Source organism: Devosia naphthalenivorans (genome assembly GCF_003056355.1).
Lineage (GTDB): Bacteria > Pseudomonadota > Alphaproteobacteria > Rhizobiales > Devosiaceae > Devosia > Devosia naphthalenivorans.
On record NZ_PYVW01000027.1, the window covers coordinates 1 to 15,694 of the forward strand.

At 62.0% G+C, this 15,694-nt stretch carries 8 protein-coding genes; 2 read left to right on the plus strand and 6 right to left on the minus strand.

Features of this window, described 5'->3' with window-relative positions:
* Window positions 1-318: 318 nt before the first annotated feature.
* Window positions 319-2,181 (minus strand): ABC transporter ATP-binding protein, encoded by a 1,863-nt coding sequence (locus C8264_RS20940; protein ID WP_108462926.1) that lies wholly within the window; start codon window positions 2,179-2,181, stop codon window positions 319-321.
* Between the two features lie 211 nt (window positions 2,182-2,392).
* Window positions 2,393-4,240, minus strand: a complete 1,848-nt coding sequence (locus C8264_RS20945) for an ABC transporter ATP-binding protein (protein ID WP_108462927.1) — start codon at window positions 4,238-4,240, stop codon at window positions 2,393-2,395.
* Window positions 4,241-4,547: 307 nt separating this feature from the next.
* Between C8264_RS20945 and pepN the strand changes: the two genes are divergently transcribed.
* Both pepN and C8264_RS20960 read left to right on the plus strand, forming a co-directional pair.
* Complete coding sequence (pepN, locus tag C8264_RS20955) at window positions 4,548-7,187, plus strand: aminopeptidase N (protein ID WP_108462929.1); 2,640 nt, start codon at window positions 4,548-4,550, stop codon at window positions 7,185-7,187.
* Window positions 7,188-7,361: 174 nt separating this feature from the next.
* Window positions 7,362-9,017: a sensor histidine kinase gene (locus C8264_RS20960; RefSeq protein ID WP_108462930.1), complete on the plus strand. Its 1,656-nt coding sequence runs from the start codon at window positions 7,362-7,364 to the stop codon at window positions 9,015-9,017.
* Between the two features lie 5 nt (window positions 9,018-9,022).
* On the opposite strand, the gene C8264_RS20965 is transcribed toward C8264_RS20960, so the two are convergent.
* Genes C8264_RS20965 through C8264_RS20980 form a run of 4 tightly spaced genes read right to left on the minus strand, consistent with a single transcriptional unit; the run spans window position 9,023 to window position 15,653 of the window.
* The gene (locus C8264_RS20965) at window positions 9,023-11,908 is read right to left on the minus strand and encodes a bifunctional [glutamine synthetase] adenylyltransferase/[glutamine synthetase]-adenylyl-L-tyrosine phosphorylase (RefSeq protein ID WP_108462931.1); all 2,886 of its coding nucleotides are present in this window, start codon (window positions 11,906-11,908) and stop codon (window positions 9,023-9,025) included.
* Between the two features lie 52 nt (window positions 11,909-11,960).
* The gene (locus C8264_RS20970) at window positions 11,961-13,391 is read right to left on the minus strand and encodes a sensor histidine kinase (RefSeq protein WP_162783824.1); all 1,431 of its coding nucleotides are present in this window, start codon (window positions 13,389-13,391) and stop codon (window positions 11,961-11,963) included.
* Between the two features lie 3 nt (window positions 13,392-13,394).
* Window positions 13,395-14,066, minus strand: coding sequence for a response regulator transcription factor (locus C8264_RS20975; protein WP_108462933.1), 672 nt, complete (start codon window positions 14,064-14,066; stop codon window positions 13,395-13,397).
* 60 nt (window positions 14,067-14,126) lie between these two features.
* On the minus strand, window positions 14,127-15,653 hold the full coding sequence (locus tag C8264_RS20980) for a Do family serine endopeptidase (protein ID WP_108462934.1): 1,527 nt from the start codon (window positions 15,651-15,653) through the stop codon (window positions 14,127-14,129).
* Window positions 15,654-15,694 lie beyond the last annotated feature (41 nt).

A 15,694-nucleotide genomic window follows, 5' to 3' on the forward strand; every position in this document is an offset into this window, starting at 1 on the left:
GCAGGCTGCCGCGAAAATCCGACCTGGCAACCATCACCGACGAGCACCTGCAAACCATTGTCGCCCTCTACAACAACACCCCGCGAAAATGTCTCGACTTCCAAACCCCAAATGAGGTCTTCTCCAGCTTCTCTAACCGTGTTGCACTTCAAACGTGAGTCCACCTTCCCGCTTTCGCGGGAATGACGTTGTGGGTGTTACATCATCGAAACAAGCAGTCCGGTTGGGGGAGGTCGGCAGCCGCGATATCGTGGCTAACCGGCCCCCGCCCTTGATCCCTCCCCGCAAGGGGGAGGGTGTTGACTGGACCGTCTTGCGCTACTGCGCGGCGACGGCATCCAGGTCTAGGAAGCCGCCGGATTGGCGTTCCCAGAGGTGGGCGTAGTGGCCGCCGGTGGAGAGCAATTGGGCATGGGTGCCCTCCTCCACGATGCGGCCCTGTTCCAGCACGACGAGCCGGTCCATGGCGGCGATGGTGGAGAGGCGGTGGGCGATGGCGATCACCGTCTTGCCCTGCATGAGCGTGGTCAATTGCTCCTGGATGGCCGCCTCGACCTCGGAGTCGAGGGCGGAGGTTGCTTCATCCAGCACCAGGATCGGGGCGTTCTTGAGCAGCACGCGGGCAATGGCGACGCGCTGGCGCTGCCCGCCCGAGAGCTTGACGCCCCGTTCGCCGACTTGGGCGTCGTAGCCCACCCTGCCCTCCGGATCCGCCAGGCCCATGATGACGTCCTGTACCTTGGCCTGTTCGGCTGCCCGCATCATTTCCTCGTCGGTCGCCGATTGGCGGCCGTATTTGAGGTTTTCGCGAACCGAGCGGTGGAGGAGCGACGTGTCCTGGCTGACGAGCCCAATGGCGGCCCGAACGCTTTCCTGCGTCACGCCCTTGATGTCCTGCCCGTCGATCCTGATCATGCCTTCCTGCACGTCAAACATGCGCAGTGCCAGATTGACCAGGGTCGACTTGCCGGAGCCGGAGCGGCCTACCAGGCCGATCTTTTCGCCTGGCGCTATGGTGAGGCTGAAGTCATCTATGACGCTGCCGGATTTGCCGCGCCAATAGTTGAAGTGAACCTTGTCATAGACCAGTTCACCTTTGGTCACCTCCAGCGCCTTTGCGTCGGGCGCATCGAGCATGGTCAGGGGCTGGGCGATGGTTTCCATCGAGTCCCGGATATTGCCGACCTGGCGGAAGATGGACGAGCCGATTTCGAGAATCCACCCGCTCATGTTCATGATCTGGAGGGCAAAGGGAATGGCGGTCGCCACCGCCGCCGCAGTCAGCGTGCCATTGTTCCAGCCTGCCAGAGCCAGCCAGGTGACGGAAACCACCAGACCCGCGTTCAGCATGAAGAGGACCGACCACATGTAAGTGAAGGTCCGCATCAGCTTGCGGAAGCTCACGGTATGCTCGACCACGGAGTCGGAGACGTAGCGATCCTCATGGCCGCCGGTGGAGAAGGTCTTGAGGGTCTGGATGTTGGTGTAGCTATCGACGATGCGGCCCGTCATCACCGACTTTGCCTCGGATAGCTCTTCGGAGTAGCGAGCAACCAGGGGCATGGTGATGGTGAACAGCACGGCATAGAGTAGCAGCCAGACGCCGATGGGGACCAGCAGGACGGGATCGAGTTGGGCCAGCACGATGATGGCGACAACCACGAAGATCAGCGCATACCAGGCAGCATCGATGCTGAGATTGACGGCAATCTCAAGCGCTTCGCCGGCCTGGATGATCTTGTTGGCGATGCGACCGGCAAAGTCGTTCTGGAAGAAGGTCCAGCTTTGCCGGATGACGTGCCAGTGGCTCTGCCAGCGCACCATGCCGACGAGATTGGGCACGATGGAATGGTTGCGGATGACGGTGTCGACCAGGAACACCAGGGGGCGGACCAGAACGACGACGAAGACCATCCAGAGCAGGGCCTGGCCATGCTGGTTGAACATGTCGCCGGGATTGGTGGTGGCCAGCATGCCGACGATGAGGCCCACGAAGACGGGCATCAGCGCATCGGCGACGGAGCCGATGGCAACCAGTACGAAGCGGACAATGAACACTGCCCGAAGCTGGTTGATGAAGTAGCTGACGAATGGACGAAGACCCATCGGCGGCTGGCGGTCGGCTGCGAGCGCTACGGGCGAATAGAGATTGTCGAAATAGGCGATGACGCGGTTGAACATTGTGAGCTCATCTTGTGAGCCGCGCCTGACGGAGGTTTGTCCGGGTCAGGTTCGGTATCGATCGGAGTATTTGGTTCTGATGACGCACGCAGAGATGCGGTTGCGGTTGCCATTGGCTCGGATCGTGATGATGTCACCCATCTGGGTTCTCCTTCGGTTTGGATCAGTTTGCTTGTTTTCTTCTCCCTCGAGGGGAGAAGGGAAGAAAGGACTACTGCGCCGCTTCCTCCTGGTCGGCGTCGAGGAAGCCGCCGGACTGGCGGCTCCAGAGGCTGGCGTAGATGCCGCCGGTTTCCAGCAATTGGCTGTGCGTACCTTGCTCGACGACCCGGCCCTTGTCGAGGACAACGAGGCGGTCCATCATGGCGATGGTCGAGAGACGGTGCGCGATGGCGATCACGGTCTTGCCTTCCATCAGCAATTGCAACTGTCCCTGGATGGCTGCTTCCACCTCTGAGTCGAGGGCGGAGGTTGCTTCGTCCAGCACCAGGATGGGCGCGTTCTTGAGCAGCACGCGAGCAATGGCAATGCGCTGGCGCTGGCCACCGGACAGCTTCACGCCGCGTTCGCCCACATGGGCATCAAAACCATTGCGCCCCTGAAGATCGGAAAGCCCTGCAATGAACTCCGAGGCTTCCGCCGTTTCCGCAGCACGGAGCATCATCTCTTCGGTCGCATCGGGACGGCCATAGATGATGTTGTCGCGCACCGAGCGATGGAGCAGCGACGTGTCCTGGGTCACGACGCCAATGTTGGCACGGAGCGAATCCTGGGTGACATGGGCAATGTCGTGCCCATCGATCAGGATGTGGCCATCCGCCCGGTCGTAGAACCGCAGCAGCAGATTGACGATGGTGGACTTGCCGGCACCCGAGCGGCCGACCAACCCGATCTTTTCGCCTGGGCGAATATGGAGGTTGAGATTCTCGATGACGCCGCTGTTCTTGCCGTAGTGGAACGACACGTTCTCGAATTTGATGTCGCCCTTGACGACGGGCAAAGCCTTGGCATCGGGCTCGTCGGCCACGACGCGCGGCAGGGAAATCGAGGATATGCCGTCGCGCACGGTGCCGATGTTCTCGAACAGCGAGGACATTTCCCACATTACCCACTGGCTCATGCCCTGGAAGCGCATGACGAGGCCCAGCGATACGGCGAGCGAGCCGGGCGACATGAGGCCCTGCAGCCAGAGCCAGATGCCGGTTGCCGCCACGAAGAACAGCAGCAGGGCATTGGACCACAGCACCAATACGTTGAGCACGGTGAACAGCCGCATCTGGCGGTATACGGTGTCGAGGAACTGGTCCATCGCCTCCTTGGCATAGGTCTCCTCGCGGTTGGAATGCGAGAAGAGCTTAACCGTGGCGATGTTGGTGTAGCTGTCGACAATGCGGCCCGTCATCATGGAACGGGCGTCGGCCTGGGCCTGGGAGATCTTGCCCATGCGCGGGATGAAATAGACCATCATCGACACATAGGCGGCCAACCACACGAGGAACGGTATGGCCAGACGCCAATCGGCTGCAGCTGCGAGCACGACAGCGCCGGTGAAATAGACCGTCACGTAGACCAGCATGTCGAGCAGCTTCATGACCACTTCGCGAACGGCGAGCGAGGTCTGCATTAGCTTGGCGCCGATACGGCCGGCAAACTCGTCCTGGAAGTAGCTCATCGATTGACGGATCAGGTAGCGATGGCTCATCCAGCGGATGCGCTGCGGGAAGTTGCCCAGCAGCGTCTGGTGCATGGTCAGCGTCGAAAGCAGTGCGAAGGCCGGCACAACGAAGACGACCATCAGGCCCATCAGCGCCAGCTTCCAGCCGTCGGTCGCAAGGAAGGTTTCCTTGTCGGCATCGGCCAGCCAGTTCACGACATCGCCGATGAAACCGAACACAATGATTTCGCCAATGGCGACGGCGGCCGCGGCGAACGCCATCAGGGCCAGCCACTTCTTGGCGCCGTGGCTGTAATGCAGGCAAAAAGCCAGCAGCCCCTTGGGCGGCTCAACGGGGTCGCCGGGGGGATAGGGATCAAGGCGTCGTTCGAACCAACGGAGCATTAGAGTTCACCATAAAACGGCCGGACCTGGCTGGTGTCCTGTTGCTTGGCTCCAGCGACAAAGGATGTCAGGAGCGCAATGGCGGACACAAAGCCGGTCGGAAACTGGATATCGCGCTCGATACGCCCGCAATACGACGCAGAGGAGACACGTGCCGCGTCGCAAGCAAGCCCTCTCCCCATTATCCCCCCAAATGGGTAGAAGAGTGAACCGAAGCGGTCGCAGGCCGACCAGAATACACAAAAGCGTAGAGTCTGCTGTTGCGGCTCTGCCACAGTTCATTTCAGACCGACGCGGATTTCAGCACATGCGCACCGAAACAGAACACACGATCTACCTCAAGGATTACGCGCCCAGTCCCTACCGCATCACCGCCGTGGATCTCGACTTCAAGATCACGAGCGAAACGACGCGCGTGCAGGCGCTACTGACGGTGGAACCGCGCGAGGATACGGCGCCGGGAACCCCGCTGGTGCTGGATGGCGATGAGTTGTCGTTGTCCTCGATCGCCATCGATGGCGCACCGCTGATGCTCTCGGCCTATGTGGCGGACAGCAATTCGCTGACGATTACCGAGCCACCACTGCGCCGTTTCGTGCTGGAAACCGAGGTCGTGCTGCGACCCGAGGGCAATACGAGCCTGATGGGACTATATCGTTCGGGCGGCACCTGGTGCACGCAGTGCGAGCCCGAAGGGTTTCGCCGCATCACCTATTATCTCGACCGTCCCGACAATCTGGCTGTGTTCAAGGCGCGCATGACGGCGCCGCTCGAGCTTGCTCCCGTGCTGCTGGCGAACGGCAATCTGGTGGACAAGGGCGAGGCCGGCGACGGCATGCACTATGCCGTCTGGGAAGATCCGTTCCCCAAGCCGGCCTATCTGTTCGCCCTTGTGGCGGGCGATCTGGGTTCGATCACCGACAGCTTCACCACGGCATCGGGCCGCAGGGTGGCGCTGGCGATCTATTGTGCTCATGGGAAGGAAGAACAGTGCCTTTGGGCGATGGATAGCCTCAAGCGCTCCATGGCCTGGGACGAACGTCGGTTCGGTCGAGAATACGATCTCGACATCTTCAACATCGTAGCCGTGAGCGATTTCAACTTTGGCGCGATGGAGAATAAGGGTCTCAACATCTTCAACGACAAGCTGGTTTTCGCGCAGCCGGAAACGGCCACGGACGGCGACTATGAGGGCATCGAGCGCGTCATTGCGCACGAGTATTTCCACAATTGGACAGGCAACAGAATCACTTGCCGCGATTGGTTCCAGTTGTGCCTCAAGGAAGGACTGACGGTTTACCGCGATCAGGAGTTCACCTCGGACGAGCGCAGCCGTGCGGTGAAACGCATTTCCGACGTGGTGACGCTGCGCGCGGCGCAGTTCCCCGAGGATGGTGGGCCACTGGCTCACCCGGCCCGCCCGGACCAGTACCGCGAGATCAATAACTTCTATACGGCCACCGTCTACGAAAAAGGCGCCGAGATCGTTCGGATGCTGGCGACGCTGCTCGGCGAGGCCGGTTTCCGCAAGGGCATGGACCTCTACTTCGAGCGGCATGATGGCGAGGCAACCACCATCGAAGCGTTCCTGGCTGTCTTTGCCGAAGCCAACGACATCGATCTCGAGCAGTTCAAGACCTGGTATCTGCAGGCCGGCACGCCGCGCCTTGTGGCGGAGGACAGCTACGACGCCGCGTCGCAGACTTATACGATCAAGCTCAAGCAGGAAACCAAGCCCACCCCCGGCCAGCCGACCAAGCAGCCACTGGTGCTGCCCATCAAGTTCGGGCTGATCGGACCCAATGGCAGTCCGATGGGTTGGAGTGGAGCCAGCGGCGCCGAAGTGCGCGATGAAATGATCATTCTCGATAGCGCCGAGGCGGAAGTGATTTTCACCGGGGTTGCCAACAAGCCGGTGCTGTCACTGCTGCGGGGATTTTCGGCGCCGGTCAATCTGGATACCAACCTTACCCAGGAAAACCGCCTGTTCCTGGCGCAACACGACAGCGATCCGTTCAATCGCTGGCAATCCCTGCAGGATGTCGGCATGGCGCTGGCGCTCCAGGCAATCGGTGGCAAGCCATGGGACGATGCTGCCGTCAAATCTTTAGGCGGCGCTTTCGCCGACACGCTTGCCAGCGACACGCTGGATGACGCGTTCAAGGCTTTAGCTCTGTCCCTGCCGGCCGAATCACAGATTGCCCGCACCATTGGCCGGGATGTCGATCCCTCGCGTATCCACGACGTTCGGGATCAGTTGTTGGCAGCCGTGTTCGGCCCGTTGGCGATGGCGATGCAAGACGCCTATGGCAGGCTCGACGATGATGCGCCCTATGCACCGGATGCGGCCAGCAATGGGCGGCGGGCGCTACGCAACAAGCTCCTGGGCCTGCTGGTCGCCAGCAAGGCACCGGGGGCCGAAGCACTCGCAGCGGAACAATATGCTCAGGCGCGCAATATGACCGACAGGCTCGCGGCCCTCGCCGCCATGGCGGGCGCCTGGACGGCCGATGCCCCTGCCCTGCTGGCCGACTTCCGCAGCCGTTTTGCGGCCGACCCGCTGGTGCTGGACAAGTGGCTGGCGGTGACCGCAAGCGTACCGGGAGACGGTGTTATCGACCGTATCCAGGCGGTTCTTGCCGAGCCATCATTCCCCAAAGCCAACCCCAACCGGCTTCGTTCGCTGGTCGCAACGTTCGCCATGAGCAATCCCACGCAGTTCGCTCGTCCGGACGGCGCCGGGTTCCGATTCGTGGCCGATTTCGTGCGCGACATCGACCTTATCAACCCGCAGGTTGCAGCTCGGGTTCTGACCGGTTTCCGCATCTGGCCCATGCTGGAAAGCGGGCGCCGCGAGGCCGCGAAATCCGCCCTTTCGGAGCTTCAGTCGGGGGGCACGCTGAGCCGCAATACGGCGGATATCCTGACCCGCATGCTGGCGGAATAATGGGGATAACTTGGAAGAATTTTTCTCATGCTTCTAAGTGACTCAGGGGACTCGTAATTTGCCCCCTCGGCTCCCGAACCGCCACTTCAGGGTCTGGACACGGAGTCCCGGCTGATTCATTGTTCGTTAAGAACAGATCGGTCGGGGCGACGACCTCACATCAAGGAGATATTCATGCGGTCGGCGGAGACATCCGGCGCCGACGCCGAAGGATTCGGCGTGGGCAAGAACGCGAAAGATCCTGGTCGCGTCAAGGCAAGCTCCCCGGCAAAACGGCGCCGGTTCCCGCAGCACATTTCCCCCATCACGGCATCGATCGCGCTCACCGCGCTCCTGTCGGCCGCACTTTTCACCATCTACGATACCGCCCGCACTTTCGACACCAACCAGCACCAGTTGCGCCTCATCGGCGCGACGCTCGCTTCCGAAATCGCAGAACTGGAACCGGACATAGCGAATGCGGTGGTGGACCTCACCACACGCCGTTTTGCCGAGGTGACGCGCGCCAGCTTGATCTCCGCAGAAGGCACGCCCCTTAACGCCAGCAATCTGCTCAGCCAGTTCGTACCTGCCGGCCCGCACGGCGTACTCACAGTTGAAAGCTCGGCCGCCTCCGCCTGGATCGGGATCCTGCAGCGCAGCGCGATAGCCTTCGCGCTTGCCGCCCTGCTCACCGCGCTCACCTGGCGCCCCCGCAAGGGCGGCATGCTGGATTTGCAGCAACGCCATAATTATCGCACGCTAGCTTCTGCGATCCCGTTGGGCGTGGCGTGCTGGACCCGATCGGGTGATCTGGTAATCTGCAACGATCAATACCGGGAGCGCCTTCATCTGGGCGGCAAACCGGTTACCTACCACGACGTCGTCAAACGCCTGATCGTGGGCGGCTACATGAAGCTTCTCAACGACGACGCCAACAATCGCTTGCTTGAACTGCACCGCGAGGACGGCTCATGTCTGCTGATCGACGAGCGCCCGCTTGGAGACGGCGGGTTCATGACGCTGGTGAGCGACGTTACCGAGCGCAAGAAGGCCGACACGCTACTCAACGCCATCCGTGAAGAACAGCGCCTGCTGGCTCGGCGCTACCATGAAGAGAAGCTCAAGGCCGAGGCCGCGAGCCGCGCCAAGACCAATTTCCTGGCTCATCTCAGCCACGATATTCGCACGCCGCTCAACCACATCATCGGTTTTGCCGAACTGATGCGGCACCAGACTTATGGCCCCTTGGGCGACCCCCGCTATGCCGACTATGTTCAATCCATCAAGACTTCGGGCGAACACCTGCTGGCCACCTTTGCGAACATTCTCGACCTTGCCGAACTCGACAGCGGACAGAAGGCGCTACGCAGCGATGCGGTCGCCATCGATCTGGTCATGGCGAACGTAGCGCAGCGCTTCACGGCGCAGGCGGAGCGTGCCGGCATCACCTTTCAGCTGGGCCAGACCTGCGGGGCGATCGTGCATGGCGACCGGTTGGGCCTGACCAGGATGCTGGCCAATGTCGTCGAGAACTCATTGCGCTTTACCCGCGCCGGCGGACGCATCACCCTGGCCGCGTTTGCGGCACAGGACGGGGTGGTCGTCGAGATCACCGATACTGGCATCGGCATGGATGAAGAACGGTTGGCCAGCCTCTCCCAGCCCTTCGCATTGGGCGATGCGACCTTTACGCGTGACGGGATCGGACCGGGCCTCGGCATCTCGATCTCGCGCGCCATCGCCGAGCTGACGGGCGGGCGCATGGCCATCGACTCCAGTCCGTCGATGGGTACCACCGTCGCCTTTTCCCTGCCCATCCGGGCGCAGGAGCAGCTACAGGCCGCCTGATAGCCTTACGGCAGCTCCGCGGCCCTGGCATACCAGGCAGAAGCCGCCCTGCTTACCTCCGCCTGCATCGCCCCGAGATCCAGTTCCAGCCGACCAAAATCAGGATAGTGGGTCAGCCCCGCCAGCAAGTCCTTGAAGGCCTCACTCCACGCTTCTTCCTTGAACGGGCTGATCAAGGCCGAGCTCATCACCTGCAGCACCGTTGAATAGACGTCGTGAATTTCGGCGAGGCGTTGCCCCTCTGGCACGAGACCCAGACCGGCAAGCCGCGACAGCACACGCGCGGTTAAAGCCTGCGGCAAGCCGATCTCGGACCCGGCAATGAGTTGCGCCGACTGGGCGATGAACTCAAGGTCCACCAGCCCACCCTCAGCCAGCTTGAGATCGAATTTGTGCCGCGGCTTGCGCTCGCTCGCCATGAGGGTGCGCATCGAGATCACGTCCGCGATGGTTTTTGCATGGTCGCGCGGGCGGACCATTACGTCGGCAATGGCCGCATCGATCTCGGAGCCGAAGCCATGATCGGCAGCAATCACCCGAGCGCGGCTGAGCGCCAGATGCTCCCAGGTCCAGGCGTTGTCGCGGTGATAGGCGCGAAAGCCGGAGATGCTGGTGGCGAGCGGCCCGGCATTACCGGAGGGACGCAGCCGCATATCGGCTTCGTAGAGCACGCCCTCCGCCGTTGGGGCACTGACAGCCGCGACGAGGCGCTGCGTGAGGCGGGCGTAGTAATGGCTGGTGCTGAGCGGCTTGGGTCCATCCGATTCGATCTCGGGCGCGTCGTAGAGCAGGATGAAATCGAGGTCGGACGTGACCGTCATCTCGCGGCTGGCCATCTTGCCGAATGCCAGCAGCCCCAGGCGGCCGCCGGCGATAGTGCCGTGGCGCCGCTCGAACTCGACGCGAACGCTGCCGAACAAGCGATTGAGCAGTGTCTCGGCCAGAGCGGTAAACTGCTCGCCGGCCCCTGTTGCAGTCACCGTGCCGGAGAGCAAGCCCGCGGCGATGAGAAATTTTTGCTCCTGCCCGATGATGCGGGCGCGGTCGATGATCTCTTCATAGGACCGCGCTTCGGCGAGGAACGCGTCCACCTTGGCAATGAGCACGTCGCGATGGGTGACGTCATTGGCAAAGGCGGGGTCGATCAGGCCGTCCATCACATGCGCGCGGTGAATTACCGCCTCGGACATGCGCGGTGCAGAGGCCATCAACTGGACCAACAGCGATCGCAGATCGGGATGGGCTCGCAGCAGAGCGAATAATTGCACGCCGCTCGGCAGGCGTGCGAGGAAATCGTCGAACTTTGCCAGCGCGGCATCCGCATTGCCGGCATTGCCCAGGGTCAGAAGCAGCGCTGGGAGCAGTTCCGTCAAGTGGGCCCGAGCGGCAGAAGCACGCGTGGATGGGTAGCTGCCATAGTGCCATTTGCGCACGGTTTCGATGGCCCTGTGCGCATCCGCAAAGCCCATGGACGTCAGTGTCTCGATGGTGCCTGGATCATCGTCATTGCCGGTGAAAACCAGGTTTCCTTCGCCGCTTCCGAGCGTCTCGCCTTCGGTGAACAGTTCGGCATAATAGCTCGCCACCCGCTCCAGTGCGGCGCGGTAGCTTGCCTCGAAAGCGCGCAAGCTCGGCTCACCCATCAGCCGGCCGACGATTTCCACATCGGCGCTGGTGGCCGGCATGACATGGGTCTGCTCGTCGCGCAGCATCTGCAGCCGGTTTTCGACCGCCCGCAAAAACCAGTAGCTCTGGGTGAGTTCGGTTGCAGCCTTCGGCGTGATCCAGTTCGCGTCGGCCAGCGCGGCAAGTGCGTGCGCGGTGGGCTTTACACGCAGCGTCTTGTCCCGGCCGCCGGCGATCAATTGCTGTGTCTGGGTGAAGAACTCGATCTCGCGAATACCGCCGCGGCCAAGCTTGACGTTGTGCCCCTCGACCCGGATATCGCCGACCTTCTTGGCGATGTTGATCTGGCGCTTCATGGCCTGGATATCGGCAATGGTGGCGAAGTCGAGGTGCTTGCGCCAGATGTAGGGCGCCAGTTCCTTGAGGAACGCCTGGCCGACACGAATGTCGCCAGCGCAGGGCCGCGCCTTGATCCAGGCCGCCCGCTCCCAGTTCTGGCCCCGGCTTTCATAATAGGCCATGGCCGCGTCGAACGAGATCGCGACGGGTGTCGAGCCGGGATCCGGGCGCAGCCGCAGATCGGTGCGGAAGACATAGCCGTGAGCGCGCCGGTCCTCCATCAGCCCGACCAGCTTCTGGACCATCCGCGCGTAAAATCTGGTGGCCTCGGATCGGTCGGCCAATACGTTTTTCTCGGGATCGAAGAAGGCGACGATGTCGATGTCGGAAGAGTAGTTCAGTTCCTGGCCGCCATGCTTGCCCAGCGCGAAAATGGCGAGGCCGGAATTGGCCGCGGTCGCCTCATCGGCCGGGATAGCCAGGGCACCCCGCTCGGCTGCCTGGCGCATCAGCAGGTTCAGCGCGGCCTCGAGCGCCGCATCGGCGAGGTCGGACAGGGCGGCCGTCGATTGTGCCGTGGTCCAGACGCCGCCGGTTTCGGCAATCGCCGCCAGCAGGGCAGTGCGCCCCTTGGCGATGCGCAACACCGAAGCGATTGTGTCCTCATCGTTGATGCTCTCGCCCGCTTCGGTCACCGTCTCGATGATGTCCGTGAAAGCGCCGTCGGCGGTGTCGGAAAGCGCGCCGGCCAGCCAATCGCTGTTTGCGGCAGCCATGTCGAAGAGATAGGGCGCAGCCTCCAGCAGCGGACCCAGGGTGCCGCGCGCGGCGGCAATCGCCTGGCGTGCCTGCAAGGGCAGATCATCGAGCCAGGCTTCGAACCGGGGACAATCGGAGGCAGGCAGGGGGCTGAGATTTATGGTCATGGCTTCTGGGATAACTTGGCGCCAAGTCGCGGGCAAGCTCCAGCGGAGCGATCTAGGTGGCGGGCAGATCGATCACGGCGCGAACGCCCGGCGCATTGTCCTCGATCCTGAAGTTGCCGCCCATCAGGCGGGTCACGGCATCGACCAGCGAAAGGCCGAGTCCTGAACCAGTTTCGGAGCGGCTTTTTTCGAGCCGTACGAAGCGTTCCAGCACGCGCTTACGATCTTCCTCAGGAATGCCGGGGCCATTGTCGGCAACTTCGATCAGCACGCGGCCGTCAAGCTGGCGCAGGCCAACCATGATGCGGCCCTGCCCTTCCGCATCTGGCTTGGCGTATTTCACCGCGTTCTCGAGCAAATTGACCATGGCCTGCCCGATCAGTTCGCGGTTGGCACGCAGGTGCACGCCAGAGGTGACAGCCGTTTCAATGACGATGCCTTCGTCTTCGGCAACTGGTCCATAAAGTTCAGCGACATCGGCAACGACGGCACTCACATCCACGTCAGTCAGTGCGCCCGAGGGTGCTCCCGCTTCCGCGCGTGCAATCATCAGCAGGGCGTTGAACGTCTGGATCAGGCGGTCGCTTTCGGCAATCGTGGTTTCGAGGGCCTGCTGGCGCGTCTGGTCGCTCGCGCCGGCCCTGAGCGCCGCTTCTGCCTGGTTGCGCAGCCGGGTCAGCGGCGTCTTGAGATCGTGGGCCACATTGTCGGTGACCTCTTTCAAGCCCTGCAGCAATTGCTCGATGCGGTCCAGCATGGCGTTTAGATTGGTCGCGAGGCCATCGAACTCATCGTTACGCTTGGTGATGGGTACGCGCTCGCTGAGATTACCCGACATGATCTTGGTGGAGGTGTCGCGGATCGTATCGATGCGCTTGAGCACCCGGCGTGCGGTTACCCCGCCGGCGATCAACGAGAAGAGGATAATTCCGAGCACACCAAAAAGAAAACTCTGCACGATAATGGCCGAAAAGCCGCGCCGCTCCACCACGTCGCGCCCCACGACCAGGCGCAGCCCGTTGCTTGTCACCACGGAGCGAACAACGGCGTAGCCGGTCTTGCGGTCGCGCACTTCACCGTTCCCAGACCTGCCGATGGCTGTAGGTGGGTCCGTCAGTGGATTGGCCCGCTCATAATCGAAGCTATAGGTGCCCGGCTCCAGGATGACATTGGCTGGAATGTCCATGACATTGCCGAGCAGGTACTGCCCCGTTGCATCCCCGAGATAATAGACACCCGGCCCCGGATTGCGCGAGATCCGCTCCACGGCGAACGCCAGCGCCCTGATACCGCCGGTTGCATCGAGGCGCTGCAGCGCCGCGAGTTCCCGATCGATGTCATTGGCTTGCTGGCGCTGGATTTGGACGCTGGATTGCCATGTGATGAACGCCAGCAGCAGAATGGCGAACAGCGAGAAGATCAGGATGAACGTTGCCGTCAGCCTCACCGTCGAAGTCCGCCAGATTTGGGCAAATCGGGACAAAAATTAATCCCGGATCATATAGCCGGCGCCGCGCACGGTCTGCAGCAGAGGGGTGGCATGGCCCTTGTCGATCTTGGATCGCAGACGAGACATATGGACATCGATGACGTTGGTCTGCGGGTCGAAATGGTAGTCCCAGACATTTTCGAGCAGCATGGTTCGGGTCACGACCTTGCCGGCGTTTTTCATCAAATATTCCAGCAGCCGGAATTCGCGCGGTTGCAGGAGGATGGCTTCGCCGTCGCGCTCCACCTTGCGGGACAGCCGATCGAGCGTGAGACCGCCCACCTCGTAACTCGTCGCCGCCTCGGAAGGGCTGGAGCGGCGCGCCAGCACCTCGACGCGCGCCAGCAGTTCGGTGAAAGCATAGGGCTTGGTGAGATAATCGTCGCCACCCGCGCGTAGACCAGTCACCCGGTCGTCCACTTCGCCCAGAGCGGAAAGAATCAGCACAGGAGTCTTGTCGCCTTCGGCACGCAGGGATTCGACGATGGAGAGGCCGTCGCGGCGGGGCAGCATGCGATCCACGATCAGCACGTCGTAATCCATGCCGGAGGCCATGGCGTAGCCGGTTTCCCCGTCGGCGGCATGATGGGTGACGTGCCCTGCCTCATCGAGTGCCTGGATCAGATACGCCGCGGCTTCACGATCATCCTCGATCAGCAAAATCTTCACGGCGACGCTCCGTAACTCAAGAAAATTGGCCCCGGAGCAAAGCCCCGGAGCCGGATTAGTTTACTCGCCCAGCGGCAGGCCGATGAAGCGGGCGTTGCCGTCGCGGCTCGCCTTGACCAGAGCCGTGTTCAGGCCCTTGGCTTTGACTGCCTCGATCGCAGCTTCGAACTCTTCCAGAGTGTTCACTGCAGTGTTGTTGACCTCGGTGATTGCATCACCCACGGCGATACCCTTCTCGGCCGCCTGGGATTCGGGATCAACATTCTGCACCAGCAGGCCACCGGAACCATCGGAGTTCGGAACCAGCGTCAAGCCAACGCTGGATTCAGAAGGAACAGCTTCCGGCGGTGTCGGCGCGGTCTGTTCTTCTGCTGCGGCAGCTTCTTCGTTGAGCGTGCCAAGCGTAACCGACACCGTGGTCTCGGCACCGTCGCGCCAGATGGTCAGTTCGACGGCGCTGTCAGGGGACTTGCCGGCAATGGTGCGGCTGAGATCCAGTGCGTCATCGATCTGGTCGCCATCGACGGCCGTGACGATGTCACCGGATTCGATGCCGGCGGGACCGGCAGGACCATCCTCTGCGACATTGGTTACAATGGCACCCTTGGCTTCTTCCAGACCGACACCATCGGCGATATCGCGCGTCACATCCTGGATACCGACACCAAGATAACCGCGAGTCACGGAGCCGCTATCGATCAGCTGGTCGACGATGCCCTTGACGGTTGCCGCCGGAATGGCGAACGCAATACCGACATTACCGCCATTGGGCGAATAGATGGCGGTGTTCACGCCTACCACTTCACCCTTGGTGTTGAAGGCCGGGCCGCCGGAATTGCCGGTGTTAACCGCAGCGTCGATCTGCAGGAAGTCTCCGTAGTTCGAGCCGCCGATATTACGGCCTGCGCCCGAAATGACGCCGGCAGTCACCGTGCCGCCCAGACCGAACGGATTACCAACGGCTAAAACCCAGTCGCCAACCCGGCTGGCTTCGGTTTCAAAGGTCACGAACGGCAGGTCGGTGCCTTCGATCTTGAGCACGGCAAGATCGGTGCGCTCGTCGGTGCCGACGATTTCGGCGACCTGTTCGCTGCCATCGTCGAAGACGACCGTGACCTTGGTTGCGTCTGCGACGACGTGGTTATTGGTAACCACATAGCCGTCAGCCGAGATCACGAAACCGGAGCCGGCTGCCATATACTGGCGCGGCGTCGGTTCATCGCCACCACGACCGCCCGGTCCCTGGCCGAACCGGTCAAAGAAATCGCGGAACGGGTGATCAGGCGGAAGGTCGGGGAAATTGAAGTTGAACTGGCCGCCACCGCGGCGCTGCATCATGGCCGAGCTTTCTTCGGCTTCAACCAGGATCGAGACCACGGCAGGCTTGACGGCGTCAACCAGGTCAGCGAATCCAGCCTGCGGTTGCGCGGCTTGGGGAACGACGATCTGGGCTGCCGGCTGCACCTGTGCATTGGCGGTTTGTCCAGTCATCACGAATGCGGTGGATACACCACCAACGCCCACCAGCAATGCGAGGGCTGAAGCCCCAAGCCAGCGGCGAATACGGGTCAAAATAGTCGAGCGCATGGAAACCAATCTCCTTCGGCAAGCCCTCAACAGCTTGTGGG